General features: G+C 54.5%; 24 protein-coding genes. 15 read left to right on the top strand and 9 right to left on the bottom strand.

Annotated features, from left to right (window positions below):
- Positions 1–73: 73 nt before the first annotated feature.
- The 4 genes from AC2FCQ_RS06880 to AC2FCQ_RS06865 all read left to right on the top strand — a co-directional run bounded on the left by AC2FCQ_RS06880 (position 74) and on the right by AC2FCQ_RS06865 (position 6,426).
- On the top strand, positions 74–913 hold the full coding sequence (locus AC2FCQ_RS06880) for a ChaN family lipoprotein (RefSeq protein ID WP_209638626.1): 840 nt from the start codon (positions 74–76) through the stop codon (positions 911–913).
- Between the two features lie 196 nt (positions 914–1,109).
- Positions 1,110–1,874, top strand: coding sequence for a cell envelope integrity protein TolA (gene tolA / locus AC2FCQ_RS06875; RefSeq protein ID WP_490309044.1), 765 nt, complete (start codon positions 1,110–1,112; stop codon positions 1,872–1,874).
- A 56-nt stretch (positions 1,875–1,930) separates the two neighbouring features.
- The gene (locus tag AC2FCQ_RS06870; protein WP_490309045.1) at positions 1,931–4,063 is read left to right on the top strand and encodes a S9 family peptidase; all 2,133 of its coding nucleotides are present in this window, start codon (positions 1,931–1,933) and stop codon (positions 4,061–4,063) included.
- Positions 4,064–4,185: 122 nt separating this feature from the next.
- Positions 4,186–6,426: a TonB-dependent receptor domain-containing protein gene (locus tag AC2FCQ_RS06865; RefSeq protein ID WP_490309046.1), complete on the top strand. Its 2,241-nt coding sequence runs from the start codon at positions 4,186–4,188 to the stop codon at positions 6,424–6,426.
- 18 nt (positions 6,427–6,444) lie between these two features.
- Here AC2FCQ_RS06865 and AC2FCQ_RS06860 read toward each other — a convergent pair whose 3' ends face one another.
- From AC2FCQ_RS06860 to amiA, 3 genes are all read right to left on the bottom strand, one after another.
- Positions 6,445–6,900 carry a YaiI/YqxD family protein gene (locus AC2FCQ_RS06860; protein ID WP_209638634.1) on the bottom strand — a complete coding sequence of 152 codons (456 nt, stop codon included), beginning with the start codon at positions 6,898–6,900 and terminating at the stop codon, positions 6,445–6,447.
- Positions 6,900–7,820, bottom strand: a complete 921-nt coding sequence (gene hemF, locus AC2FCQ_RS06855; protein WP_209638636.1) for an oxygen-dependent coproporphyrinogen oxidase — start codon at positions 7,818–7,820, stop codon at positions 6,900–6,902. Before hemF ends, AC2FCQ_RS06860 begins: the two co-directional genes overlap by 1 nt.
- Positions 7,821–7,889: 69 nt before the next feature.
- A complete protein-coding gene (amiA, locus tag AC2FCQ_RS06850; protein WP_209638638.1) occupies positions 7,890–8,777 on the bottom strand; it encodes an N-acetylmuramoyl-L-alanine amidase AmiA in 888 nt (295 codons plus the stop codon).
- 318 nt (positions 8,778–9,095) lie between these two features.
- Between amiA and AC2FCQ_RS06845 the strand changes: the two genes are divergently transcribed.
- Positions 9,096–9,521, top strand: coding sequence for a GNAT family acetyltransferase (locus tag AC2FCQ_RS06845; RefSeq protein ID WP_209638640.1), 426 nt, complete (start codon positions 9,096–9,098; stop codon positions 9,519–9,521).
- Positions 9,522–9,564: 43 nt separating this feature from the next.
- Here the strand turns inward: AC2FCQ_RS06845 and AC2FCQ_RS06840 are convergent, their stop codons facing one another.
- Complete coding sequence (locus AC2FCQ_RS06840) at positions 9,565–9,957, bottom strand: YgiW/YdeI family stress tolerance OB fold protein (protein ID WP_209638642.1); 393 nt, start codon at positions 9,955–9,957, stop codon at positions 9,565–9,567.
- Positions 9,958–10,129: 172 nt separating this feature from the next.
- Between AC2FCQ_RS06840 and AC2FCQ_RS06835 the strand changes: the two genes are divergently transcribed.
- From AC2FCQ_RS06835 to cysM, 8 genes are all read left to right on the top strand, one after another.
- Positions 10,130–10,594, top strand: coding sequence for a DUF2919 domain-containing protein (locus AC2FCQ_RS06835; protein ID WP_209638644.1), 465 nt, complete (start codon positions 10,130–10,132; stop codon positions 10,592–10,594).
- Positions 10,595–10,741: 147 nt separating this feature from the next.
- Complete coding sequence (locus AC2FCQ_RS06830) at positions 10,742–11,326, top strand: RpoE-regulated lipoprotein (protein WP_209638645.1); 585 nt, start codon at positions 10,742–10,744, stop codon at positions 11,324–11,326.
- A 237-nt stretch (positions 11,327–11,563) separates the two neighbouring features.
- Positions 11,564–12,463 carry a Dyp-type peroxidase gene (locus AC2FCQ_RS06825; RefSeq protein ID WP_209638647.1) on the top strand — a complete coding sequence of 300 codons (900 nt, stop codon included), beginning with the start codon at positions 11,564–11,566 and terminating at the stop codon, positions 12,461–12,463.
- A 205-nt stretch (positions 12,464–12,668) separates the two neighbouring features.
- Positions 12,669–13,691: a sulfate ABC transporter substrate-binding protein gene (locus AC2FCQ_RS06820; RefSeq protein WP_490309047.1), complete on the top strand. Its 1,023-nt coding sequence runs from the start codon at positions 12,669–12,671 to the stop codon at positions 13,689–13,691.
- The gene (gene cysT / locus AC2FCQ_RS06815; RefSeq protein WP_209638651.1) at positions 13,691–14,524 is read left to right on the top strand and encodes a sulfate/thiosulfate ABC transporter permease CysT; all 834 of its coding nucleotides are present in this window, start codon (positions 13,691–13,693) and stop codon (positions 14,522–14,524) included. Before AC2FCQ_RS06820 ends, cysT begins: the two co-directional genes overlap by 1 nt.
- Positions 14,524–15,399, top strand: coding sequence for a sulfate/thiosulfate ABC transporter permease CysW (gene cysW / locus AC2FCQ_RS06810; protein WP_209638653.1), 876 nt, complete (start codon positions 14,524–14,526; stop codon positions 15,397–15,399). The genes cysT and cysW overlap by 1 nt, the downstream gene beginning before the upstream one ends.
- Positions 15,389–16,477 carry a sulfate/thiosulfate ABC transporter ATP-binding protein CysA gene (cysA, locus tag AC2FCQ_RS06805; RefSeq protein ID WP_209638655.1) on the top strand — a complete coding sequence of 363 codons (1,089 nt, stop codon included), beginning with the start codon at positions 15,389–15,391 and terminating at the stop codon, positions 16,475–16,477. The genes cysW and cysA overlap by 11 nt, the downstream gene beginning before the upstream one ends.
- A gap of 202 nt (positions 16,478–16,679) precedes the next feature.
- Complete coding sequence (cysM, locus tag AC2FCQ_RS06800; protein WP_404759171.1) at positions 16,680–17,561, top strand: cysteine synthase CysM; 882 nt, start codon at positions 16,680–16,682, stop codon at positions 17,559–17,561.
- A gap of 3 nt (positions 17,562–17,564) precedes the next feature.
- Here the strand turns inward: cysM and AC2FCQ_RS06795 are convergent, their stop codons facing one another.
- Together AC2FCQ_RS06795 and AC2FCQ_RS06790 are read right to left on the bottom strand one after the other, a co-directional pair.
- The gene (locus AC2FCQ_RS06795; RefSeq protein ID WP_490309048.1) at positions 17,565–19,514 is read right to left on the bottom strand and encodes a MacB family efflux pump subunit; all 1,950 of its coding nucleotides are present in this window, start codon (positions 19,512–19,514) and stop codon (positions 17,565–17,567) included.
- A 2-nt stretch (positions 19,515–19,516) separates the two neighbouring features.
- Complete coding sequence (locus AC2FCQ_RS06790; RefSeq protein WP_490309049.1) at positions 19,517–20,701, bottom strand: efflux RND transporter periplasmic adaptor subunit; 1,185 nt, start codon at positions 20,699–20,701, stop codon at positions 19,517–19,519.
- A gap of 175 nt (positions 20,702–20,876) precedes the next feature.
- Here AC2FCQ_RS06790 and AC2FCQ_RS06785 point away from each other — a divergent pair, with 175 nt between their 5' ends.
- Positions 20,877–21,557 carry a response regulator transcription factor gene (locus tag AC2FCQ_RS06785; protein ID WP_209638663.1) on the top strand — a complete coding sequence of 227 codons (681 nt, stop codon included), beginning with the start codon at positions 20,877–20,879 and terminating at the stop codon, positions 21,555–21,557.
- 5 nt (positions 21,558–21,562) lie between these two features.
- Positions 21,563–22,888 (top strand): ATP-binding protein, encoded by a 1,326-nt coding sequence (locus tag AC2FCQ_RS06780; protein ID WP_490309050.1) that lies wholly within the window; start codon positions 21,563–21,565, stop codon positions 22,886–22,888.
- A 182-nt stretch (positions 22,889–23,070) separates the two neighbouring features.
- Here the strand turns inward: AC2FCQ_RS06780 and crr are convergent, their stop codons facing one another.
- The 3 genes from crr to ptsH are packed head-to-tail and all read right to left on the bottom strand — an operon-like array spanning position 23,071 to position 25,661.
- A complete protein-coding gene (gene crr / locus AC2FCQ_RS06775; protein WP_037424016.1) occupies positions 23,071–23,580 on the bottom strand; it encodes a PTS glucose transporter subunit IIA in 510 nt (169 codons plus the stop codon).
- Between the two features lie 49 nt (positions 23,581–23,629).
- The gene (ptsI, locus tag AC2FCQ_RS06770; RefSeq protein WP_209638667.1) at positions 23,630–25,357 is read right to left on the bottom strand and encodes a phosphoenolpyruvate-protein phosphotransferase PtsI; all 1,728 of its coding nucleotides are present in this window, start codon (positions 25,355–25,357) and stop codon (positions 23,630–23,632) included.
- Positions 25,358–25,403: 46 nt separating this feature from the next.
- Complete coding sequence (gene ptsH / locus AC2FCQ_RS06765) at positions 25,404–25,661, bottom strand: phosphocarrier protein Hpr (protein ID WP_004936458.1); 258 nt, start codon at positions 25,659–25,661, stop codon at positions 25,404–25,406.
- Positions 25,662–25,840 lie beyond the last annotated feature (179 nt).

Below are 25,840 nucleotides of genomic sequence, written 5' to 3'. Positions count from 1 at the left end.
GATAGGTTATCGCCTATATGCAAATGATAATTATTATCTATAATGTCGCCACTTTTTATTACAGGGCAGCATCATGAGATTTTTGATTTTACTGGCCGCGCTGGCGCTCGGTGCCTGTAGCCAAACTCCCGCTCCAACGCAAAAAAATACGCTTGCCGAACGGGGGAAAATTACCGACTTGCGCAGTGGGGAAAACCTGACGCCTGACCAGCTATTGGCCCGACTGTCTGCCGAGCAACGGGTGATTGTTGGGGAGAAACATGACAACCCTTACCACCATCAGATTGAACAATGGTTGGTACAGCAATTGCCTCGGCAGCGGCCACAAGGCAGCGTGCTGATGGAAATGCTAAACCCGAACCAGCAGGCTAAGGTGGATCAGGTGAAGCACTGGCTGCAGTCAAATCCGACGGTGCGTGACAGTCGTGTAGCAGAGCTGATTGATTGGCAGCCAGGTTGGAAGTGGTCGCTGTACGGTGATGTGGTAATGGCGGCAATGCGCGCGCCTTATCCACTGTGGTCTGCCAACCTGGATCGTAATGAAATCATGGCATTTTATCAGCAGCCGAGTTTCCCGCAGGGGACGTTGTCGGTGCGGCCAGTGGTACAAAAAGCGCTAGAGGAAACGATTCGCACCTCACATGGCGGAAATATCGAACCTCAACAATTGCATGCGATGCTGGCAATCCAGCAGCAACGCGATCGCCGTATGGCCGAACGTTTGTTGGCCGCACCGACGCCGGCATTGCTGATTGCCGGTGGTTATCATGCGTCCAAATCGGTGGGGGTGCCACTTCACGTGCAAGATCTGCAACCGGCAGCGCTGCCGACGGTATTGATGCTGGCAGAACCCGGTGTGCAGGTCGATAAACAGGTGGCAGATTATCTGTGGATTACCCCGGCCCTGAAGTAATGAAACCATTACCGGTGCCTTTCAAGTTGCAGCGCTGTTTGTTGCAACTTGAAATTCATAGAGTAAACACGGCGAAAAGAACTGTTAATAACAGTTACAAATGATTATCATTAGCAAATGTGATCTGCAATCATTCGCGATTAAGTATTCTAATGTCCCTATGTTAAGTCAGTCTTTATTTTATCCGGTCGTTGCTATGCCGCAGCCGCGTTGGGTGCGTGGTTTTTTGTGTGCGATAGCGGCCCACGTCGCGCTGGTATTGGTGTTTTACTGGCCGTCACAGCCATTGCCGATGATGCAATTACCTCCGCCGGCAGTGATGATGAGCTGGGCGGAGCAGGTTGAGGCCCCGGAAAGCCCCAAGCCACTACCGCTGGGTGTGCAACAGGCGGAATCCTCTGCGGCGCAACCGGCTGAGCAGCAGGAGCAACCTGATTTACCGACGTTGGCGCGCGCCGAAAAGACCAAGATTGCCGTGGCAGAAAAAAAACGCACGGAACACCGGCCGCCGCAGAAAGCCCAGCCGAACCCGGAAGAGCAGGCCAAAGAGATGCGTCATGCCGCGGCCTCCAGTGCTGCTGCGCCAAAGGCGCAGAACATTGCCCGCCAGACCGCTGCACCGCTCAACAGCGATTCCACCAGCAGCGCTCAAGCCAAGCTGTCATGGGAAAGCCGGGTGAAAGGCTATCTGAACAACATTAAACGCTATCCGCCAGATGCTCGCAGTCGTCGACGTACCGGTATGCCGCAGGTGACGTTCCGCGTTGATGCTCAGGGCCGAGTGTCGGAGGTGACACTGTTGGTTCGCTCGGGCACCGCGTCACTCGATCGTGAAGCGCTCGCCGTGGTAGAGCGGGCGCAGCCGTTGCCCGTCCCCCCGTCTGACATGTTACGAAATGGCTCCGTCAGCGTGACGATGCCGATTGATTTTAATCTGGCGGCGTTGAATGCCGGCAAATAACACCTGCAGGGGCTATCCCAACGGGGTACCTGCAGCTCCAAACTTCGTGAGGGATTATGAATCACCCGCTGTCGTCCAATAAGCAGTGTCGCCTGGTCGCCGCTTTCGTGCTTTCGTTCGGATTTTTAAGTTCTGCGGTCGATGCGCAGCCACAACCGCCGCAGGCAGAAAAAGTGCCCAAGCTGCTGGTTGCGCAGGGGGAAACACGCACTGATGACTATTACTGGTTGCGTGACGACAGCCGAAAGAACAAAAAAGTGCTGGATTATCTGACGGCGGAAAATCGCTATACCGAACAGATGATGCAGCCCTATCAAGCACTGCGCGATAAGCTGTATCAGGAAATGCTGGGCCGCATTAGCCCGGAAGACCGTTCGGTGCCTTATCAATTGAACGGCTACCGTTATCAGGAAAGCTACGCAGCCGGTAAAAACTTCGCGCTGTATCAACGGCAGGCACTGACTGCCGATGCGCCGTGGCAAACCTTGCTGGACGCCAATCAGCGTGCGGCAGGCCATGATTATTACCGCGTCGGCGGGATGGACATCAGCCGAGACAACCGGCGTATGGCGGTATCTGAAGATGTGCAGGGGCGCCGCCAGTATCAGATTTCCCTGCAGGATATTGCTGACAAACGTTGGGCGCCGGAAGTGATAGAGAACACCTCCGGCAATATGGTGTGGGCTAACGACGGCAAGACGCTGTTCTATGTGCGCAATCACCCGCAAACCTTGCTGCCCTATCAGGTTTACCGGCATACGTTTGGCACGCCGGTAACGGAAGATCAACGGGTGTATCAGGAAGACGATGCTGCGTTCTATCTGAGCCTCGGTAGCTCCGCTTCTCGTGACTTCGTCATTATCACTATCAGCGGCAATACCACCTCTGAAGTGCGTCTGATCGACGCCAATCGTCCGCAACGTGCGCCGCAGTTGTTTGCGGCCCGGCACAGCGGGCGTGAATATTATCTCGATCATTATCGTGGCGAATTCTATCTGCGCTCCAACCACCAAAGCCCGCATTTCGGTCTGTATCACACCGCGTCTGCGCAGCAACCTTGGCAGACGCTAATTGCACCACAGGAAAAGCGTGAGGTTGAAGGCTTTACCCTGTTCCGTGATTGGCTGGTGGTAAAAGAACGTGGCGATGGGTTGGTGCAATTGCGGCAGATGAGCTGGGACGGTAAGACCCAACGCAGTATTCCGTTTGACGATGCCAGCTACATGGCCTGGTTGGGTTATAACCCCGATCCTGACAGCGATCGCTTACGTTACGGTTATTCGGCGATGACAACCCCAACCCGTACCTACGAGTGGGATTTGAATAAGGGCAGCCGAACCTTACTCAAGCAGCAGGACGTGAAAGGCGTTGACCCGAGCTTGTATCACAGTGAGCGGGTGTGGATCAGCGCGCGCGACGGTGTGAAGGTGCCGGTCTCGCTGGTCTACAACAAGGCAATGTTCAAGCCGGGCCACAGTCCGCTGTTGGTGTACGGCTATGGTGCTTATGGCATGAGCATGGATCCGGCCTTCAGCGCGAATCGAATCAGTTTGCTGGATCGCGGTTTCGTCTATGCGCTGATTCACGTACGCGGCGGCGGAGAGTTAGGGCAAAACTGGTATCAACAGGGAAAACTGACCCATAAGCCGAATACGTTCAGCGACTTTATCGACGCCACCCAAGCCTTGATCAAGGATGGCTATGGCCAACCGGGCCGTATCTACGCCATGGGGGGCAGCGCGGGTGGATTGCTGATGGGGGCCGTGATCAATCAGGCGCCACAGCTGTATAACGCGGTGGTGGCGCAGGTGCCTTTCGTTGATGTGGTGACCACCATGTTGGACGACAGTATTCCATTGACCACCGGCGAGTATGAAGAGTGGGGCAATCCGAACGAGCCACAGGCCTACGCGCTGATGAAGTCTTACAGCCCGTATGACAACGTGCGCAAGCAGCATTACCCGAACCTGTTGGTGACCAGCGGCCTGTATGATTCGCAGGTTCAGTATTGGGAACCTGCCAAGTGGGTGGCGAAGCTGCGACAGTTTAAACAAGGGGATTCGTTGCTACTGTTGTCCACCGATATGACCGCAGGCCACGGCGGTAAATCGGGCCGTCTGGCACGGTTGGAAAACAGTGCGCTGGAGTACGCTTTTATTCTGGCGATGGATCAACAGGCGCAGAAATAATATCTAACGCCGCAGTAAGCTGCGGCGTATTAAAACAATAACAATATTTACCGTCTTTTGGGGCGGGGATTTTTGCTGGGCATTGTCGGCCATCAAACCTTTTTGGCAATTTCTGGGGATATATGAAAATTAAATTAATAGTAAGCCTGATCGGCGCGGGAATAGCGCTGAGCGGGGGGGCGGCGGCTGCACAGAGTGAGGCAAAAGAGGGCAGCGGTAAGGTGGTTTTCAGCCCGTTAAATGTGTCAGCGGCAGACAACAGTAACAGCAGTGAAAGGGACGCGTTGGAGAAACCGGGGGCGTTCAGTTCACGTGGGGAAAATAAAAATCTGGAATCGGTAGACAGTATTCTGCGCAGCATGCCGGGTACCTATACCCAAATCGATCCGGGCCAGGGATCGGTCAGCGTCAATATTCGCGGTATGAGCGGTTTTGGCCGGGTTAACACCATGGTAGATGGTATCACTCAGAACTATTACGGCAGCTCGCCGAGTGATGCCGCGCACGGTGGTTTACCTACCAGTCAGTTCGGTGCGCTGATCGATCCTAACTTTATCGTCGGCGTTGATGTGGCGCGTGGCAATGCGACAGGGTCCGCCGGGGTGAACGCGCTGGCAGGCAGCGCCAACTTCCGTACCATTGGCGTGGACGATGTGGTGTTTTCCGATAATCCCTTTGGTATACGCACCAAATTTTCTGTGGGCAATAACGGCATTGGCCGCAGCGGCATGGTTGCCGTGGGCGGAAAAACCGATGCTTTTGGTGATGGCGGTAGCCTGGGCGCGATGGCGGCCATCAGCGGCAGTTCCATCACGTCTAATTATAAGAACGGTTCGGGTTTCGACAGCGAAGCCTTTAATGTCGATAAAACCTATCGCCAGAACCCAAAATCTCAATTATTCAAAGTGGATATTAAACCTGATGCCTTTAATAGCATCGAACTGTCAGCCAGAACCTACCAGAATAAAATAACCCGCCGTCATATCGACAGTAATGACTTCTATATTAAATACCACTATGCGCCTTTTTCTGAGCTGATTGACGTTAACCTGACCGCCAGCACCAGCCGCGGTGAACAGAAGTTCATGTCGGACAATATGGCGGGGTTTAGCGACAGCAAAGCCAAAAATATCTCGGACGCGCTGGATTTAAATAATACCAGCCGTTTCAGCCTGCAGGAGGTCGATTTTGCCTTCAGCTATGGCGGTAAGCTGATCCGCAATGAATACAAGAAACACGCTTCCGGGCTGGTGACGGATGAGAACCAGGCGGAAAGCTCCCCGGTGGGGATCGCGGGCAAACAAAATATTGCCAGCCTTTACAGCGGGCTGCAGCTTAACTATGGGATTTGGCAGAGCAACGTTGATCTGAACTATAGCTCTTATGACATTTCCGGCTATAAACCTGCCTGTGATGAGCGTGTGGCTTGCTTCCCGCAGGGGGCCAGCAATATCAATTTGAAAGAGCACGGTTTTAACCCGTCGGTGCTGCTGTCAGCACAGGTGACGCCGTGGCTGCAGCCGTTTGTCAGCTACAGCAAATCCATGCGAGGGCCGAATATTCAGGAAGTCTTCTTTGCCAACAGCGACGGGCAGTCGATGAACCCGTTCCTGAAGGGTGAAACCGCAGAAACGTACCAGGCGGGGTTCAATGCCAATGCGCATGACCTGTTGTTTAAGCAGGACAGCTTCCAGCTCAAAGCCGTGTATTTTGAATCGAAAATCAAAAACTACATTTCCAGCCAGAATTACCTTGTGTGCAGCAATCGACAAAAATGCAACCGATCCCAGGCGACTCAGGAAGAGTGGGATGACGCCGACGAGAATGTCATGATGACTATGTACAGCAATGACTATAACCCGGTCAGAATGCGTGGGGTGGAAGTCGAGGCAATGTATGACGCCGGTTTTGCTTATACCAAGCTTTCTCTGAGCAAGGAGCACACCAGCCAGCCGACCAATCAGGCCAGTAATGAATTTGGTGCTGGTGACATTAGCGAACTGCCGGAATTCTATTTTACTGTAGATTCTGGGGTACGTTTACTCGACGAGAAACTGACGCTGGGTGGCTTGGTCAAATACACGGGTAAAGCGGTACGCCTGTCGCCAAATTCGGATCGGGACGAAAATGAGCAGTTGCTGAAGGAACCGGCGCCGCATATCCCTACCGTTATCGATCTGTACAGCACCTACCAGTTTAACCCTAACCTGCTGCTGAAATTCAGCGTGCAGAACCTGATGGACAAAGATTATTCGGATGCCCTGAACAAGATGAATTCGCTGCCGTCTCAGTCACAGGATGTCACACCGACCAACACCGCCCGCGGTCGAACCTATATCTTCGGCGGGGAGGTGCGATTCTAACCTAGAGTACGGGCGCAATTACTGCGCCCGTTTTGCCTGCTGTAACCACTTGTCCAGCTCGTTGGCGAACTGCTGACGGTCACGCTGGTTCAGCGTATTTGGGCCACCGGTCTGGATACCGCTGGATCGCAGCGTATCCATAAAGTCGCGCATGTTCAGGCGTTCACGAATGGTGTCCGGCGTGTAGCGTTCACCGCGTGGGTTCAGCGCCACCGCACCTTTCTCAATCACCTCCGCTGCCAGCGGGATATCGGCGGTGATCACCAGATCGCCTTTCTCGCAGCGGCGCACGATTTCGTTATCCGCTACGTCAAAACCGGCCGCCACTTGCAGCGTGTGGATATGCTTCGACGGCGGCGTTCTCAGTGGCTGATTGGCCACCAACGTCACCGACATAGCGGTGCGATCCGCCGCGCGGAACAGTACGTCTTTGATCACGTTCGGACACGCGTCCGCATCAACCCAAATCTGCATTATTCAGGCTCCTTCAGCCAATCGCGTACCGGCAAGAAATCGCGGTACAGCGCCGCTTCCGGGCTGCCTTCTTCCGGTTGATAATTGTATTCCCAGCGAACCAGCGGCGGCATCGACATCAGGATGGATTCGGTACGTCCGCCGGTTTGCAGGCCAAACAGCGTGCCCCGGTCCCAAACCAAATTGAATTCCACATAGCGGCCACGGCGATACAGTTGGAACTGGCGTTCGTTATCGCCCCAGCTCAGCGTTTTGCGTTTTTCTACGATCGGCAAATAGGCATCAAGGAAGCCTTCGCCCACCGCCTGGGTAAAGGCAAAACAGGTGGCGAAATCCGGAGTGTTCAGATCGTCAAAGAACAGACCGCCGATACCGCGCGCCTCGTTGCGGTGTTTGATAAAGAAATAATCGTCGCACCACTTTTTATATTTGGGGTAGACCTGTTCACCGAAGGGCGCGCACAGCTGTTCGGCGGTACGATGCCAATGGACAGCGTCTTCTTCAAAGCCGTAGAACGGCGTCAGATCAAAGCCGCCGCCAAACCACCATACAGGTTCTTCACCGGGTTTCTCCGCGATGAAAAAACGCACGTTGGCATGGCTGGTGGGAATATAGGGGCTACGTGGGTGGATGACCAGCGACACGCCCATGGCCTGGAAGCTGCGACCGGCCAGCTCAGGACGGTGTGCGGTAGCAGAGGCCGGCAGGGTGGCGCCGGAAACGTGTGAGAAGTTGACGCCTGCTTGTTCGAACACCGCGCCGTCGGTCAATACCCGGCTGCGGCCACCGCCGCCTTCTTCACGCGTCCAGCGGTCTTCGTTGAAAACGGCACCGCCGTCGGCTTGGGCTAATTGCGTGCAGATGCGATCCTGCAGTGCCAGCAGGAAGGATTTTACTTCTGCGATGGTCGATAAACTCATACGGAATAATTCACAGCGTCTGACTGAACAAGGCGCAGAGTATACCTTTAATCGCCGTGGCTGGCAGTATTAGCCGGGTTTTCGTTGGTGCGCGTCGTAATAACTGAAGAAACTGATGATACCGTCGGCGATGGCGCGGGCGATTTTTTCGCGAAAAGCGGTGGTACCCAGCAGGCGTTCTTCCGCCGGGTTGGTAATAAACGAGGTTTCGACCAACACCGATGGGATTGACGGGGATTTCAACACGGCAAATGCCGCCTGTTCCGTACTGTTGCTATGCAGATGGTGTACCGGGCGAATCTGTCCGAGTACGTGGCGACCCAAGGTCAGGCTGTTATTGATGGTATCTGTCTGCACCAGATCGAACAGCACCTGTTGCAGGTAGTTGTCCTGGTTTTTGTATTTCCCGCCAGCCACATCATCGGCGGCATTTTCGCGATTGGACAGGTAACGTGCCATGGCGCTGCTGGCACCGCGATTGGACAGGGCAAACACCGACGCGCCAGAGGCTTCCGGGCTGGTAAAGCCGTCGGCATGAATGGAGATAAACAGATCGGCCTGATGCTGGTGGGCAATCTCAACGCGTTGGAACAAGGGGATAAACTCATCTTCTTCCCGTGTCAGGCGCACTTCGACATGCTCTTGTTCGTGCAGAATACGGCGGACATGGTTGGCTATCTCCAGCACCACGTGCTTTTCCTGCGAGCCTTCGCTGCCAACCGCGCCGGAGTCGATACCGCCGTGACCGGGATCGATCATCACCAGCCTTTTACTGCCTGACGGTTTAGGCGCGGGTTTGCTGTGCGGCTTGCGCAGCATCCCGCCGGATTCGGCATTGGCCGTTTGGCTTTTGCTGCCGAGCAGCACCAGAGCCAGGCCGGAGAGCAATAATTGGCGTCGCGTGGGGGAAGTGGAAAGCGGCTTAAAATTGAGGAATTGATTAACCTGCTTTTTCATAACGCGACGCTCCATCGACAAATTCTATTTTGCGACGTTATATCGTATTGATAATCATTAATCGACCTTATAACTATGTCCATTTATTACGCGTGTAACGGGGTATTTCCCGGTCATTGATAGGGGAAATCCCAGTGACACGCGTCATCGTTGAAGCTATATGCCCATTCACCCCGGTCATAATAGTTGTCAATGCTCCCGGAGGCTAACGGGCCTGCCGCCGGGATACCACGCCAATTATTTAGGATATAGATATTGCGTAAGTAAATAATCACGCGATAATCAGATAAACATCTTAATTAACAGCGGCGAACATCGATGGAAATTCGCGTATTTCGACAAGACGACTTTGAAGAAGTCATTACTCTGTGGGAGCGCTGCGATTTGCTGCGACCGTGGAATGATCCTGAGATGGATATTGAACGTAAATTGAACCACGATCCGGCGCTTTTTCTGGTCGCCGAAGTGGGCGGGGAAGTCGTGGGGTCGGTGATGGGGGGTTACGACGGTCATCGTGGCTCGGCGTATTATCTGGGGGTTCATCCGGATTATCGCGGACGCGGCATTGCCAATGCGTTGATTAGCCGTCTGGAGAAGAAACTGATCGCGCGCGGTTGCCCTAAGATTCAATTGATGGTCCGTGAAGATAACGACACGGTCATTGAGATGTATGAAAAACTCGGTTACGAGATCCAGAACGTGACCAGCCTGGGTAAACGGCTGATTGAAGATCAAGAATATTGAGTCGTACTCTGGGCGGTGGCGTTTCACCGCCCGTTGCTATGCGTTATGGCAATTTTTTGATGTTTTTCACATCGACTTCCACGCTGCTCCAGTCTTTATCGACTTTCCCTTCCAACTGCACTTTGTCTTTCGGGGTGATGGTCTGACCGTTCCAGCGTTTTTTGTCGATCTCTACCGTCAGGGTGCCGCTGGCGTCGCGGAAGGTATAGGTATCGTCGCCGACGCGCTGCTCAATGTTGCCCTGCAGCATGACCCAGGTGTCATCGCTCATTGATTTCACCTTGTCTACGGTGGTCAGCGCGGCACTTGGGCCAGAGAACCCCCCTTGCTGGGTAGTTTGTGTTTGCGGCGCGGCAGGATCGAGGAACCCACCTTGTTGTGCCAAAACCGGTGCGCTGCACAGCGCGATTAATGCGGCCAGGGTATATTTTTTCATCTTAAGCTTCCTTATCTCAATCGAGAATCAAAGCCCTGCCAATCAGGACTGCTGGTTTGATGGGATTAAGTAAAGCATGGAAATCTTAAGAGGTTCTTAAGCGTGCGCATTGAAAACCATAAATGTGACTCCCATCTGAAGAAATACTCATGAGATTGATAAGGAATCGACGTTGAAGTCCTCCCCACACCGTTTTTCCCCCGACGATTACGATCATCACGGTGCGCTGCGTTTGCCACTGTGGTTTTGGGGGGTACTGGTTTTACAAGCCCGAACCTGGATCCTGTTTGTGATGGCCGGTGCTTCACGCCAGCAGGGGGAAGGGTTGTTGCAGCTGTTCTACCCTGATACCCAAAGGTTCTGGTATGGGATCATGCTTGGGTTGCCGGCCGCGTTGGCATTTTTGATTGCCCCACGTCGTCATCAATGGCCGCAATTGTGGCGTATCTGGCGGTGGGTCCTTTGCGTTTCGCTCCTGGCGGCGCTGGGGGGTTCTCTGTTCAGCCTGTGGCAGCAAGCGGACAATCAACCACCGTTGGATATCCTGTTGGTATTGCTCGATGGGCTGGCGCTGGCTTACCTGTTGCTGAACGCACGCCTGAAAGCCTGTTTCACCGCGCAGGACGAGCTAGGTTAATTGCCGCGTTGTGCGGCACTTTTCTTATTTTCCGCACTCCAAGCTCGCAACTGATGGCGAAGCGTGGGCAGTTGTGAGAGGCTGACACGCAGAAAAACGCCGAGCGCGGCAGGCTATGCCTATGCCTTTGATGTTAAGGAGCTAAAGATGAATATCCGCCCACTGTTGCTAGGGCTCCCGCTGGTACTGACCGGCTGTTCGACGATGTCCAACTTCTCTTGGTCGAGCCTGTCCCCCTTTAACTGGTTTGGCAGCAGCATTCAGGTCAGCGCGAAAGGCGTTGGCGATCTCAATGCCGGCACGCCAATGTCAGAAAGCGCGATCAACGACGGGCTGAACGGCAATTATCGTCTGCGTGGCGGCATGGCCACCAGTCAGGGTCAGATTGTTTCTTACTATCAGGCGATGGACGGCAACGATGTGAAACTGGTGATCACCGGTGAGCCCAAGGGCCACGTGCAGCGTGTTGACGTGATGGACAGCAAAGTGGCGACCGAATGGGGCAGCAAACTCGGCACGCCGTTCAGTGACATGTACAAGAAGGCATTCGGTGCCTGTAAACCGGCCGGTGGCGAAGACGCAGGTAAAGTGGAGTGTGTGGCTGAACAGAGTAAGTCTGTTACCTACATCTTCAGCGGGAAATGGGCTGGCCCGCAGGACATTATTCCACCGGATGACACGTTAAAAAGCTGGACGGTCAGCAAGATCATCTGGCACGCCAAACCTCAGTAATCCTTTCTTTTTGGGCGCCCAAACCGCGGCGCCCATGATTTATCGGGTTTTAATCCCTGCTGCACTCCCTATTACCGTCGCCTCAGCGCGGATTTTTTCGGTAACGGGTATCCCTATTTTCTTTGCGCTGATGCAAGGCAATCCCGTTTTCATGGGGTATGATACTGCGCATTCGTAACAGGAAATCCGTGTACAAACAGTAGCCTGTTACTCGATTTTGATTTGAGGATAACGACAATGACACAGGTTCAGAGCGGCATTTTGCTGGAGCACTGCCGTTTCGCCATTTTTATGGAAGCCACCGTACAGGGCGAATTTGCCGATTTGCGCCAGGGCTGTAAGCAATTTTGCCAAACGTTGACCGAGCTGCAACAGCAGTTCCCGGACGCCCACTTGGGTGCGGTGATCGCCTTTGGGTATGACGTTTGGCACGATCTGTCCAGCGGTCAGGGTGCCAAAGAGCTGAAGCCCTTTACCCCCTTGGGTAAAGGTTTAGCGCCGGCGACCCAGCGCGACATGTTGATCCATATCCAATCTTTGCGTCATGACGTTAACTTCACGCTGGCGCAGGCCGCGCTTGCGGCGTTCGGCAATGCGATCAAAATCGAAGAGGAGACCCACGGTTTCCGCTGGGTAGAAGAGCGTGACCTGAGCGGCTTTATCGACGGTACCGAAAACCCGCAGGGCGACAAACGTCCTGAAGTGGCGGTGATTGCCGAGGGTGAAGAGGACGAAGGCGGCAGCTACGTGCTGGTTCAACGTTACGAACACAACCTGCGTCAGTGGCAGCGCTTTACTACTGAACAGCAAGAGCAGATTATCGGCCGCACCAAACATGACAGTGAAGAGTTGCCGCCAGAGCAGCGCCCGGACACCTCTCACGTTAGCCGCGTTGATCTGAAAGAAGAGGGCAAGGGCCTGAAAATTCTGCGCCAGAGCCTGCCTTATGGCACTGCCAGCGGTAAACACGGATTGTATTTCATCGCCTATTGCGCCCGTCTGCATAACATTGAAAAGCAACTGCTGAGCATGTTCGGCGATCTCGACGGTAAACGCGACGCCATGCTGCGTTTCAGCCGTGCCGTGACCGGCAGCTACTATTTTGCTCCATCGCTGACGCGCTTGCTGTCGCTGTAATAAGGCTGTCGGAGCCGGCTACCCTCGGCTCCGGCATCATCACCCCTCCTCGCCAAAACCGCCCCGGCCCTGCCTTATAGCGTTTGATGCTTGAAAATCACTAAACGGTATATAAAAGCGTTACAGCTCCGCACCTAGTTATAAATACACTGGTCAACATCAGGGCGAAAGCCCGACAGATTGACTCAGTTAGCTAAGGTGCAGAATGAAACAAACGCGGGTTAAAAATATTGTGCTGAAAGGTTGGTTGGCAGCGGCGCTGTTAGCCAGTGGCACCGTCTCGGCAACTGAATTGCTGAACAGCTCTTATGACGTTTCCCGTGAATTGTTTGCCGCACTGAATCCGGGCTTTGAGCAGCAATGGAACCAGCAGCATCCGGGCGACAAGCTCACTATCAAACAGTCCCATGCAGGTTCTTCTAAACAGGCGCTGGCGATCCTGCAAGGGTTGCGTGCTGACGTGGTGACTTACAACCAGGTGACTGACGTACAGATCCTGCACGACCGTGGGCAGCTGATACCGGCCGACTGGCAGAGCCGTTTACCGAACAACAGCTCCCCATTCTATTCCACCATGGCTTTCCTGGTACGCAAGGACAATCCAAAAGGCATTCATAGCTGGAATGATTTGGTGCGTGACGATGTGAAGCTGGTATTCCCGAATCCAAAAACCTCCGGCAATGGCCGTTATACCTATCTGGCTGCCTGGGGGGCTGCGAATCAGGCCGATGGCAATGACCAGGCGAAAACGCGCGCCTTTATGACCCGTTTCCTGAAAAACGTCTTGGTGTTTGACACCGGTGGCCGCGGTGCGACAACCACCTTCGTGGAGCGGGGGTTGGGTGACGTGCTGATAAGTTTTGAGTCGGAAGTGAACAATATTCGCAAGCAATATGGTGAAGACAAATACCAAGTGATCGTACCGCCGGTCGATATTCTGGCGGAGTTCCCGGTGGCTTGGGTAGACAAAAACGTGGAAAAAAACGGGACTGAGCAGGCAGCTAAAGACTACCTGAATTATCTCTACAGCTCGGCAGCGCAGCAGGTGATCACCAGCTACTACTATCGCGTTTACGACAAACAGGCGATGGCAGCAGCGAAGGGCCAATTCCCGGATACCAAGCTGTTCCGGGTCGAAGATCAGTTTGGCGGCTGGCCACAGGTAATGAAAACGCATTTCTCGACCGGTGGCGAGTTGGATCAGTTATTAGCAGCAGGGCATAAGTAATGTTGTCGTTGTCCAGCAAACGGGTTCTGCCTGGGTTTGGTTTAAGCCTCGGGAGCAGCCTGTTTTACACCTGCCTGATTCTGCTGTTGCCGCTCAGTGCGCTGGTGATGCAATTGGCGCAAATGAGCCTGGCGCAGTATTGGGACGTGATCTCCAATCCGCAGGTGGTTGCAGCCTATAAAGTTACGCTGCTCGCTGCGGGGGTTGCCAGCCTGTTTAACGCGGTGTTTGGCATGCTGATGGCCTGGATCCTCACGCGCTACCGCTTCCCAGGGCGCACGCTGTTGGACGGCCTGATCGATTTGCCGTTTGCATTGCCGACCGCCGTGGCTGGCCTGACATTGGCGGGGCTGTTTTCTACCACGGGCTGGTATGGCCAATGGTTGGCGCATTTTGACATCAAAGTGACCTTTACCTGGTTGGGTATTGCGGTGGCGATGGCATTTACCAGCCTGCCCTTTGTGGTGCGTACCGTTCAGCCGGTGTTGGAAGAGCTGGGGCCGGAATACGAAGAGGCGGCAGAAACGTTGGGTGCCACTCGCTGGCAGAGCTTTCGTCGCGTCGTGATACCCGAATTGGCACCGGCGCTGTTAGCCGGCACGGCTATCTCATTTACCCGTAGCCTGGGTGAGTTTGGTGCGGTGATTTTTATCGCCGGTAACATCGCCTGGAAGACGGAAGTGACCTCACTGATGATTTTTGTCCGTTTGCAGGAGTTCGATTACCCGGCAGCCAGTGCGATTGCCTCGGTGATCCTGGCGGCATCGCTGCTGTTGCTGTTCAGCATTAACGTTCTGCAGAGCCGCTTTGGCCGACGCATCGGGGGGCACTGATGGCGGATATCTCTGAGTTCAACGGCGTCGAACGGCCGCGCGTCAACTGGGGCAAGTGGACACTGATCGGTATCGGTGTGCTGTTCTCGGTACTGCTACTGGTGGTACCGATTATTTCGATTTTCGCCGAGGCCTTTTCTAAAGGCGCTGGGGTGATGTGGAGCAACCTGGTCGATCGCGACATGCTGCACGCCATTTGGCTGACGGTGCTGATTGCTTTGATTACCGTACCCTTCAACCTGGTTTTCGGTACGTTATTGGCATGGTTGGTGACGCGTTTTACCTTCCCAGGGCGTCAACTGTTACTGACGTTGATCGACATTCCCTTTGCCGTTTCACCGGTGGTGGCGGGGCTGATTTACCTGTTGTTTTACGGCAGCAATGGCCTGCTGGGCGGTTGGCTGGATGCGCATAACATCCAGCTTATGTTCTCTTGGCCGGGCATGGTGCTGGTGACCATTTTCGTTACCTGTCCGTTTGTGGTGCGTGAGCTGGTGCCGATGATGCTGAGCCAGGGCAGCCAGGAAGACGAGGCCGCCATTTTGCTGGGCGCTTCTGGCTGGCAGATGTTCCGCCGGGTGACGCTGCCAAACATTCGCTGGGCGCTGTTGTACGGCGTGGTACTGACCAACGCGCGTGCCATCGGCGAATTCGGTGCGGTATCAGTGGTGTCCGGTTCTATTCGCGGTGAAACCTTCAGCCTGCCGCTGCAGGTTGAGTTATTGCAGCAGGATTACAACACGGTTGGCTCCTTTACCGCCGCCGGTTTATTGACCCTGATGGCGATAGTGACCCTATTTTTGAAGAGTGGCCTGCAATGGCGTCTGGAACGTCAGAATGCACGTCTCGAGCGGGAGGAAAATCATGAGCATTGAGATTAACGGTATCAATAAGTTTTTCGGTCGTACCAAGGTATTGAACGATATCTCGCTCGACATTGCTTCTGGCGAGATGGTGGCATTGTTGGGGCCGTCCGGTTCCGGTAAAACCACGCTGCTGCGTATTATCGCGGGGTTGGAAAACCAGAGTAGCGGTAAGTTGGGCTTCCACGGTACCGACGTCAGCCATGTGCATGCGCGCGACCGCCGGGTTGGCTTCGTGTTCCAGCACTATGCGTTGTTCCGTCATATGACCGTATTTGACAACATCGCCTTTGGTTTGAGCGTGTTACCACGTCGTGAACGCCCAAATGCGGCGGCGATCAAACAAAAAGTGACCCAGTTGCTTGAGATGGTGCAATTGGCTCATTTGGCTAACCGCTACCCGTCACAGCTTTCCGGCGGTCAGAAGCAGCGCGTGGCGTTGGCGCGCGCCCTGGCGGTAGAACCGCAGATTTTGCTGCTGGATGAACCCTTTGGTGCACTGGATGCGCAAGTGCGTAAAGAGCTGCGTCGCTGGTTGCGCCAGTTGCACGAAGAGCTGAAGTTCACCAGCGTGTTCGTCACCCACGATCAGGAAGAGGCGATGGAAGTGGCTGACCGTATCGTGGTGATGAGCCAGGGCAATATTGAGCAGGTCGGTTCACCGGAAGAGATTATCCGTGAGCCTGCCAGCCGTTTCGTACTGGAATTTATGGGCGAAGTGAACCGCCTGAGCGGCGAGATCCGTGGTTCGCAGCTGTTTGTTGGTGCACACCAGTGGCCGCTTTCGTTCCAGCCAATGCATCAAGGCAGCGTAGACTTGTTCTTGCGGCCTTGGGAAATGGAAGTGGGCACCGAGAGCAGTGAGCGTTGCCCGTTGCCGGTACAGGTGCTGGAAGTCAGCCCGCGTGGCCACTTCTGGCAATTGACCGTACAGCCAATCGGCTGGCATCAGGAGCCTATCAGCGTGATTTTGCCAGAAGGCAACCCAACCCCGGTGCGCGGCGGTCGTTATTACGTTGGCAGCCTGAATGCACGCCTGTATGCCGGTGACCAACTGCTACAACCTGTTGCGTTAGCTAAAAGCGCCTGATATACCCTTTATCTTTCAAGTTGCAGGTGTGTTGGCTGCCTTTACTTGCCCCAGTCGCTTACTGATATAAGCGCCTGGGGACTCGTGCAGTTGCCGCCCTTCCTGCACCCTGAAATATTTTGGGCATAGGTTTTAACTGACGTTAAAGGCAACCCCGGGGTTGCCTTTTTACATTACGTACTTCAACACACAGGCAAAGATCGTGACAACGCTTGAACAATGTATCGGTAATACCCCGCTGGTAAAATTACAACGTCTGGCTACAGGACTAAACAGCGAGGTTTGGGTCAAACTGGAAGGCAATAACCCGGCGGGCTCGGTGAAGGATCGTGCCGCGTTGGCGATGATTCAACAGGCGGAGCTGCGCGGTGAGATACAGCCCGGTGACCGTCTGATCGAGGCCACCAGTGGTAACACCGGTATAGCGCTGGCGATGATCGCGGCGTTGAAAGGCTATGCGATGACGCTGTTGATGCCGGAAAACATGAGCCTGGAGCGTCAGGCGGCCATGCGTGCTTATGGCGCAGAATTGATTCTGGTGAGCAAAGACGTCGGGATGGAAGGCGCGCGCGATCTGGCATTGGAAATGCACAATCAGGGGCAGGGCAAAGTATTGGACCAGTTCAATAATTTGGATAACCCGTATGCCCACTTCACCACCACTGGCCCGGAAATCTGGCAGCAGAGCGAGCAGCGTATCACCCATTTCGTATCAAGCATGGGCACCACGGGCACGATAACCGGTGTGGGCGGCTATCTGAAGAGCCAGAATGCCCAGGTGCAGATCATCGGTCTGCAACCGGCAGAGGGCAGCCATATTCCCGGTATCCGCCGCTGGGCGCCAGCCTACCTGCCGGGCATATTCCGCCCGGATCTGGTGGACCAGGTGTTGGACATTGAGCAAACGGACGCTGAGCAGACCATGCGTCAGTTGGCGCAGCGTGAAGGTATTTTCTGCGGCGTCAGTTCCGGTGGTGCCGTTGCCGGCGCATTGCGGATTGCCGCAGACAACCCCGGCAGTGTGATTGTGGCGATCATCTGTGATCGCGGTGATCGCTATCTTTCTACCGGCGTTTTTGGCTGAGTGCTATTCCCTTTCCAACGCATGTATCGGATCCATCCCGGCGGCCCGTTTCGCCGGGAAGAAACCAAAAATCACCCCGATTAACGTCGAGCAGATAAAGGCGGCGACGATAGATGCGCTGGAATAGACCATCGTGAAGTTATCGCTGAATTGGCTGAATACCACGCCGATCGCCAGTGACAATAACACCCCCAAGGTACCCCCCAGCAGGCACACCAGCACGGCCTCAATCAGAAACTGTTGCATGATGTCGCTGGCACGTGCGCCAACCGCCATGCGTACGCCAATTTCACGGGTGCGCTCGGTGACCGACACCAACATGATATTCATCACCCCAATGCCGCCAACCACAAGCGAAATCAGCGCGATCATCGACACCAGTAGCGTCAGGGTGGCGGTGGTCTGCTCAATGGTTTGGCGAATGCTGTCGGTGTTCATCACGAAGAAATCCTTGCCGCCGTGGCGCTGGCTCAGCAGACGCGTGACGCCATCTTCAGCGCTGGCAAGATCGATATCATCGTTTACGCGTACGGTAATGCTTTTCAGGTAACTCTGGCCCAGCATGCGTTTCATCGCGGTAGTGTAGGGGATCCAGACATTCAGGTTTTCATCACTGCCGAAGCCACTCTGCTTTTTGGCCGCGACGCCGATAATGCGGCACGGCAGCGAACCGAGCAGGATCACTTCGCCCAGCGGGTTGGCTCCGTGAGGAAACAGCGTGTCGCGGGTATTTTCGTCAATCACCACTTCCTGCATCAGCTGGTCAATGCTACGGCGGTTAAATGCCATGCCGCTGTCGATGTTATAGCCACGGACCAGAAAATACTGTTCCCCGACGCCATTGACGGTGCCGCTGACCGATTGGTTGCCATAGCGGAACGTGGTGCTCGTGGAAAGGGTCGGTGTCACGCTGTGCACGTATCCTTGCTGGGCCAGCGCGTCAGCGTCGATCGCACGCAGCGTTTGCACTGCGGCTGAGCGCATATCGCCGAAATCCTTGCCCGGATAGACTTCCAGTGTGCTGGTGCCCATGGCGTTGATATTGGCCAACACCTGCTGTTGAGAGCCTTTGCCCAGAGCCACTACTGACACGACCGAGGCGATGCCAATGATAATCCCAAGCATGGTGAGTAGGGTGCGCAGGCGCTGAGAAGCCATCGCCAACAGCGCCATTTTGAATGCTTCGCGCAGGCGATCGCGTTGTGAATGCCAACGGCCGCTGGTGTTATCCAATGCTTTTGGCAGGCGCACGACGCGTTGGACGGTTTTCTGTCGATCGGCAACGATCTCGCCATCGCTGAGTTCAATAATGCGCTGAGCATGTTCGGCGATCTGCATGTCGTGAGTGACGATCACCACCGTGTGACCGCGTGCGTGCAGGTCTTTCAGGATGCTCATCACTTCCTGCCCACTGTGACTGTCCAGCGCACCGGTCGGTTCATCCGCCAGAATCACTTCGCCGCCGTTCATCAATGCGCGGGCGATGCTCACCCGCTGTTGTTGGCCCCCGGAGAGTTGACTCGGTCGGTAATTCAACCGTTGCGCTAACCCAAGCCGCTGCAAGAGATCGGCTGCCCGCTGTTGTCGCAAATGGCGTGGATGGCCAGCATACACTGCGGGCACCTCTACGTTGCCTTGCGCACTCAGATCGCCCAGCAGATGGTAGCGTTGGAAGATAAAACCGAAGTGTTCGCGTCGCAGTTCAGCCAGGCTATCGCGATCTCGCTGTCCGGTACTGCGGCCAGCTACCTGATAATCGCCTTCGCTCGGGCGATCAAGACAACCGAGAATGTTCATCAGCGTCGACTTACCGGAACCGGAAGCGCCGACGATCGCCACCATTTCCCCCTGATCAATGTCGAGGTTGATATTGTTCAATACCGTTACGTTTTGTTCACCGGCTTGAAAACGGCGGCTGATGCCGCGCAGTTGCAACAGAGGTTGTTGGCTCATTGTTACATTCCCATTGGTGGTGGGCCCATACGGCGCGTGCTGCTTTTGGCCGCCGTATTCACCTGGCTGACAATCACGCTCTCACCGGCCAATATGCCGCTGATAATCTGTGCATCAACGTTGTTGTTAATCCCCACTTTTACCGGGCGTCGATCAACGTTTCCCTGTTTATCGACTACCTGCACCCAGTCGCCTTGTAAGGCTGTCGCAGGGATGACCACTGCGTTTTCAGCCTTGTCCAACACGATATACACCTGTGCGGTCATTGAGATACGCAGTGCGCCGTCAGGGTTGGCCACGTCGAACAGACCGTTATAGTAAATCGCGCTACTTGAGCTGGAGGCGCTGCTGGTACTGGACGACGTGGTCTCATCGTTGATGGAGTCTGGGGCCGGTTCTATCGCCCGCAGTGTGGTGCGGTAGCGCTTACCGGGTTCACCAAGGATAGTGAAATAGACCGGCATGCCGGTTTTTACCTTGACCACGTCAGCTTCAGAAATCTGCGCCTCAATGGTCATAGTCGCCAATTGAGCGACTTTGACGATGGTTGGAGCGCTTTGTACCGCATTCACCGTTTGCCCAGCTTCCACCGGCAGCGCGACGATGGTGCCATCTATCGGCGAGGTGATTTTGGTGTAACCGAGGTTGACCTGGGCTGTGTTGACGGCAATCTGCGCCTGAACGATCTGGGCATCCAGGGCATTGACATCGGCACGAGTGGCAATCAGTGTGGCCTGAGCATTGTCCAAATCTGCCTGTACACCGACGCCATGCGCCACGATGGCTTGCTGGCGTTGATAAGCGCGCTGATTGTTATGCAGTGCCGCCATTTTTGATGCGCGTTGCGCCTGAACGTTTTTCAATGCTGCTTCTGCGTCCCTCAGGGCGTTCTGCTGGGTTAAGTCGTCAATCTCAGCGACCCGTTGGCCTTTATGCACTTTATCGCCCAGCGCCACGTACAGGGCCTTAATTTGACCAGACACCTGGGCGCCGACGCTGACCTGTTTCTGCGCCTCAATGGTGCCGTCAGCCAATACCGTTTGTTCCAGATCGCGCGTTTGCGCCACGGCGGTGATATAACGGGGCGTCGCGGTATCGCCTTGAGATCTGAAGTAGAGAAATAGGGCGATAGCGGCCACAATAACAGTGGGCAGCAGATAACATTTTGAGCGTTGAAACGATGGCATGACGATGGGATTCCCTGGCATGAAAGCGCGGTAAAAATCTGTTGGCACTAATTTAACGCGCCGCCGACGGGCCTGCGGTTAAGTGGCGTTCAGGAATATGTAAGGATTGAGTAAAACCGGCTGCGAAGCAGACAAATAGGCGTGAAAATGGCGAAAATCCGCGAAGGAGCAAGGCATGAAAATTTTATTGGTCGATGATGACCTCGAACTCGGCACCATGCTGAGCGAATACCTGACCGGCGAAGGTTTTAACGCCACGCTGGTACTGACTGGCAAAGCCGGTGTGGAAGGCGCGCTGTCGGGCGAGTACACCGCGATGATCCTCGACATCATGTTGCCGGACATGAGCGGCATTGACGTGCTGCGCGACGTGCGTAAAAAGAGCCGTATGCCAATCATTATGCTGACAGCCAAAGGCGATAACATCGATCGGGTTATCGGCCTGGAAATGGGCGCTGATGACTACATGCCTAAGCCGTGCTATCCCCGAGAGTTGGTGGCGCGTTTGCGTGCGGTGCTGCGCCGTTTTGACGAACGCCCGGATGAGGTGGACGACGGGATTGCCATTAATTTTGGTGAGCTGAGCCTCAATCCGTCTACTCGCAGCAGCGAATGGCGCGGTAAACCTTTCGATCTGACCGCTTCCGAATTCAACCTGCTGGAGTTGCTGCTGCGTGCACCTGAGCGCGTAGTGTCTAAAGATGAGCTGTCAGAAAAAGGCTTGGGGCGCCCGCGCGAAGCTTATGACCGCAGCGTTGATGTCCATATCAGCAATATCCGGCAGAAGCTGGGTGCATTGACGGACAACGCATTAAGTATTGAAACGGTGCGCAGCATCGGCTACCGAATCCGATAATGCCCATGCGCGGAAGACTATTCTGGAAAATCCTGCTCGGCTTCTGGCTGACCTTTATCATCATGACCCAGGCATTGTGGGTGGCTTTTTCACTGTATGGCGATCGCTACGAGCCGCCGGAAAATGCAATGGCGCGGCGAGTGATTGCGCTGCATTTAACCTCTGCCGCCACGCAACTGCGTAGCGGCGGTATGCCGGCACTCGAGGCAATGCTGAAGGACTGGCCGGAAGATGACCGGCGCTTGCTGTCCGTGACTGCATTGGCGCAGCCGCCCGCCCCCGCACCAGAGGAGCCGGCATTTGAAGGCCGCCGGATGCCGAAAGCCGTTACGGAATGGGTCGCAGACGACGGGGACGGTAAAGGGTATCTGCTGAGCTACGACATGCGTGGGCTGCGGGAGGAGTACCGCCCGAACAAACGTTCGCATTTCTTCAACATCCCCGCCCCGATGCTGTGGGTCGGTGGGTTGGCCGGGTTGTTATTCAGTGCCGTGCTGGCCTGGAACCTGACCCGCCCAATGCGCAAATTGCGCGACGGTTTTGATCGCGTGGCGCAGGGGGATTTATCGGTGCGTTTATTCCCTGCGATGCGCCGCAGGCATGATGAGCTTTCTGAGGTTGCGCGTGATTTTGACAGCATGGCTGAACGGTTAGAACTGCTGGTTAGCGCCCGGGAACAGCTGTTGCATGACGTCTCCCACGAGTTGCGTTCACCGCTGGCTCGCCTGCAGTTGGCCATTGGTCTGGCGCGGCAGAATGAAGGCAATGTAGAAAACTCGCTGCAGCGTATTGAGCATGAAGCGGGGCGGTTGGATAAAATGATTGGCGAGCTGTTGGCACTGTCACGCGCCGAAAGCAACAATCTGCCGGATGAAGAGTATTTCGACTTGTATGGGCTGGTGGATGCGGTGGTCAGTGACGCACGCTACGAAGCGCAGATCCCCGGGGTGGATATTGTGCTGCAGGCCAGTTCGGACGTGGAATATACCGTTAAAGGGAATGCCGAGCTGATGCGGCGTGCGGTGGATAATATTGTGCGCAATGCGCTGCGTTTCTCCAGCCACGGTCAGCAAGTGACGGTGGTGCTGACGCGTATTGATCAACTGTTCCAGATAGAGGTCAGCGATCAGGGCCCGGGTGTGGAAGAATCGAAACTTTCCAGCATTTTTGATCCGTTCGTCAGGGTTAAATCGGCGATGTCAGGCAAGGGCTACGGGCTGGGGCTGGCGATCACCCGCAAGGTGGTGCTGGCACACGGTGGCCAGGTTGAAGCGCGTAATGGTGAGTCCGGTGGTTTGGTCATCACTTTGCGTATCCCGCGCTGGCAGTAATAAACTCTCTTACTTGCCATTTTGAACTGGGCTTTGCGCTGTCCAAACTGTTTGCGCCGATGGCGACTATTACCAGGGTATTCCCAAAGGATTTCGAATTGCAGCCAACAACGCTGCAGTTTGAAAGAGGAAGGGGATAAAAAAAACGGCGCACTGGGCGCCGTTTTTATGTCCATCCGCAATTACTTCTTGATGCGGATGATCGGGGTCTCACCAACGGTTACGTTACCGGACAGTTTGATCAGCTCTTTGATCTCGTCCATGTTGGAGATAACAACCGGCGTCAGGATAGACTTGGCTTTCTCTTCCAGCAGTGCCAGGTTGAACTCGATAACGACGTCGCCTTTCTTGACGCGTTGACCTTCTTCAGCGATGCGTTTGAAGCCTTCGCCTTTCAGTTCAACAGTGTCGATACCGAAGTGGACAAACAGCTCGATGCCGCTGTCGGATTCGATAGAGAAAGCATGGTTGGTTTCGAAAATTTTGCCGATAGTGCCGTCAACAGGGGCAACCATTTTGTTGCCTGTTGGTTTGATAGCAATACCGTCACCAACGATTTTTTCAGCAAATACAACGTCAGGTACATCTTCGATATTAACGATTTCGCCAGAAAGTGGAGCTACGATCTCGATAGTGCCCGTGTCTTTCTTGTCATCAGAAACCAGAGATTTCAATTTATCGAACAAACCCATGATCTTCTCCTAAGCATTAAATTGGGCGGCGTTCCAGTGTCGTGGAAGTTTAGCAGAGCGTCTTTTCTTCGATGAATTTATTCACGCAATTCATCAGGTCTTGCGCCGTTGGCTGTGCCAAGGCTTGCGCTGCCAACGCCTTCACATCTTCGAAATTAGTATTACGAATAATTTTCTTGATGCGCGGGATTGAAATCGCACTCATGCTGAACTCATCCAGCCCCATGCCCAATAACAACAGTGTAGCACGCTCATCGCCAGCCAGTTCACCGCACATACCGGTCCACTTGCCTTCTGCATGAGATGCATCAATAACCTGTTTGATCAGGCTAAGTACTGATGGGGACATCGGGTTATAGAGATGAGAAATCAGCTCGTTGCCGCGATCTACTGCCAGAGTATACTGGGTTAGATCGTTTGTCCCAATACTAAAGAAGTCGACTTCTTTCGCCAGGTGGTGAGCAATCACCGCCGCAGCCGGTGTTTCGACCATCACGCCGACTTCAATTGTTTCGTCAAACGCCTTGCCTTCTTCACGCAGTTGGGCTTTCAGCGTCTCGATTTCACCTTTCAGATCGCGGACTTCTTCCACGGAAATGATCATCGGGAACATGATGCGCAGTTTGCCGAACGCGGAGGCACGCAGAATAGCGCGCAGCTGAGCGTGCAGGATTTCTCTGCGGTCCATGGCGATGCGGATGGCACGCCAGCCGAGGAACGGGTTCTCTTCTTTCGGCAGGTTCATGTACGGCAGGTCTTTGTCGCCGCCGATGTCCATGGTACGGACAATCACAGCCTGTGAACCCATGGCTTCCGCAACGGCTTTATAAGCCTGGAATTGCTCGTCTTCGGTTGGCAGTGAGTCGCGATCCATAAACAGGAATTCGGTACGATACAGGCCGACGCCTTCAGCGCCGTTGCGCTCTGCACCTGCGACGTCGCGCACGGTGCCGATGTTGGCGCAGACTTCAACCTGATGACCGTCCAGCGTAATGGCCGGCAGATCTTTCAGCTTGGCCAGATCGTTTTTCTCGGTGACGTACTGGTTCTGTTCTGCTTTCAGCTGATCGATAACGTCAGCGGTTGGGTTAACGTAAATTTTATTGTTAACCGCGTCCAGAATCAGGTAATCGTCGTTCTTCACCTGCTTGGTCACGTCGCTGGTGCCTACGATTGCCGGCAATTCCAGAGAACGCGCCATGATGGAAGTGTGAGACGTACGGCCGCCGAGATCGGTGATGAAACCCAGCACTTTGTCCAGGTTCAACTGTGCGGTCTCAGACGGAGTCAAATCGGTAGCGACCAGGATAACTTCGTCCTGAATAGCGCTTAAATCGACGATAGCCAGGCCCAGAATGTTCTGCAGCAGGCGTTTACCGATGTCACGTACGTCGGCCGCACGTTCTTTCAGGTATTCATCGTCGAGTTCTTCCAGTGCTTTCGCCTGGCCTTCGATGATGGTGTAGGCAGCTGCGTCCGCAGAAGCCAACTCATCTTTGATTAGGGCTATGATTTCCTGCTCAAGCTCTTCGTCTTCCAACAGCATGATGTGGCCTTCGAAGATCGCTTCTTTTTCTTCGCCGAAGGTTTCGCCAGCTTTGGTCTTGATCGCTTCCAACTGCTCGGACGCTTTGGCGCGGCCAGCAAGAAAACGTGAGACTTCCTGCTCTACATCATCTGCAGAGATTTTCTTCCGGTTGATGACAATCTCATCTTCTTTCAGTAGGAGAGCCTTACCAAAAGCGATACCCGGTGATACTAAAATGCCTGAAATCATAACCCTACCTTACTCTTGACTGGTGTTAACTAAGAAGACGGGCCGATTACTCAAGCTCTGCCATCAGTTTTACCAAGTGCTCAACGGCTTTCTGCTCGTCTTCACCTTCAGCGGAGATGGTCACTACGGTCCCTTGAGTCAGCCCCAGAGTTTGCAGTTTGAACAGGCTTTTGGCGCTGGCGCTTTTACCGTTAGAGGTCACGGTGATGTCAGACGTGAAGCCTTTAGCTTCTTTTACGAACTGAGCGGCAGGGCGAGTGTGCAGACCATTAGGAGCGGTAATAGTAACTTCTTGCTGGAACATTGATGTTTCCCCAACTTATTGGTGTGTTGTGGAGCTAAAGTTTAGCCCAAGGGTGTGACTTTAGCTTGTCTGGTTAGCGCCTGACTATGGTACAGGGGCGAGCATTGATGCAACAGAAAACGACGAGTTAGGCACTTCAGATCAAAAAATTCAGCTTCTGTCGTCGTTTCAATCAGCTC

It is taken from the genome of Serratia sp. CoH_134_PS_4, assembly GCF_058190535.1.
This window is presented reverse-complemented; position numbering and strand designations above follow the sequence as displayed.

What these genes read in the sequence shown, in the direction of transcription:
- cysA (WP_209638655.1), top strand. Translation starts at nt 15,389, where the DNA reads ATGAGCATTGAGATTAACGGTATCAATAAGTTTTTCGGTCGTACCAAG.
- cysT (WP_209638651.1), top strand. Translation starts at nt 13,691, where the DNA reads ATGTTGTCGTTGTCCAGCAAACGGGTTCTGCCTGGGTTTGGTTTAAGC.
- AC2FCQ_RS06830 (WP_209638645.1), top strand. Translation starts at nt 10,742, where the DNA reads ATGAATATCCGCCCACTGTTGCTAGGGCTCCCGCTGGTACTGACCGGC.
- crr (WP_037424016.1), bottom strand. Translation starts at nt 23,580, where the DNA reads ATGGGTTTGTTCGATAAATTGAAATCTCTGGTTTCTGATGACAAGAAA.
- AC2FCQ_RS06865 (WP_490309046.1), top strand. Translation starts at nt 4,186, where the DNA reads ATGAAAATTAAATTAATAGTAAGCCTGATCGGCGCGGGAATAGCGCTG.
- AC2FCQ_RS06790 (WP_490309049.1), bottom strand. Translation starts at nt 20,701, where the DNA reads ATGCCATCGTTTCAACGCTCAAAATGTTATCTGCTGCCCACTGTTATT.
- AC2FCQ_RS06870 (WP_490309045.1), top strand. Translation starts at nt 1,931, where the DNA reads ATGAATCACCCGCTGTCGTCCAATAAGCAGTGTCGCCTGGTCGCCGCT.
- amiA (WP_209638638.1), bottom strand. Translation starts at nt 8,777, where the DNA reads ATGAAAAAGCAGGTTAATCAATTCCTCAATTTTAAGCCGCTTTCCACT.
- hemF (WP_209638636.1), bottom strand. Translation starts at nt 7,820, where the DNA reads ATGAGTTTATCGACCATCGCAGAAGTAAAATCCTTCCTGCTGGCACTG.
- AC2FCQ_RS06780 (WP_490309050.1), top strand. Translation starts at nt 21,563, where the DNA reads ATGCGCGGAAGACTATTCTGGAAAATCCTGCTCGGCTTCTGGCTGACC.
- ptsI (WP_209638667.1), bottom strand. Translation starts at nt 25,357, where the DNA reads ATGATTTCAGGCATTTTAGTATCACCGGGTATCGCTTTTGGTAAGGCT.
- AC2FCQ_RS06825 (WP_209638647.1), top strand. Translation starts at nt 11,564, where the DNA reads ATGACACAGGTTCAGAGCGGCATTTTGCTGGAGCACTGCCGTTTCGCC.
- AC2FCQ_RS06785 (WP_209638663.1), top strand. Translation starts at nt 20,877, where the DNA reads ATGAAAATTTTATTGGTCGATGATGACCTCGAACTCGGCACCATGCTG.
- cysW (WP_209638653.1), top strand. Translation starts at nt 14,524, where the DNA reads ATGGCGGATATCTCTGAGTTCAACGGCGTCGAACGGCCGCGCGTCAAC.
- tolA (WP_490309044.1), top strand. Translation starts at nt 1,110, where the DNA reads ATGCCGCAGCCGCGTTGGGTGCGTGGTTTTTTGTGTGCGATAGCGGCC.
- AC2FCQ_RS06860 (WP_209638634.1), bottom strand. Translation starts at nt 6,900, where the DNA reads ATGCAGATTTGGGTTGATGCGGACGCGTGTCCGAACGTGATCAAAGAC.
- AC2FCQ_RS06840 (WP_209638642.1), bottom strand. Translation starts at nt 9,957, where the DNA reads ATGAAAAAATATACCCTGGCCGCATTAATCGCGCTGTGCAGCGCACCG.
- AC2FCQ_RS06845 (WP_209638640.1), top strand. Translation starts at nt 9,096, where the DNA reads ATGGAAATTCGCGTATTTCGACAAGACGACTTTGAAGAAGTCATTACT.
- AC2FCQ_RS06820 (WP_490309047.1), top strand. Translation starts at nt 12,669, where the DNA reads ATGAAACAAACGCGGGTTAAAAATATTGTGCTGAAAGGTTGGTTGGCA.
- AC2FCQ_RS06880 (WP_209638626.1), top strand. Translation starts at nt 74, where the DNA reads ATGAGATTTTTGATTTTACTGGCCGCGCTGGCGCTCGGTGCCTGTAGC.
- AC2FCQ_RS06795 (WP_490309048.1), bottom strand. Translation starts at nt 19,514, where the DNA reads ATGAGCCAACAACCTCTGTTGCAACTGCGCGGCATCAGCCGCCGTTTT.
- ptsH (WP_004936458.1), bottom strand. Translation starts at nt 25,661, where the DNA reads ATGTTCCAGCAAGAAGTTACTATTACCGCTCCTAATGGTCTGCACACT.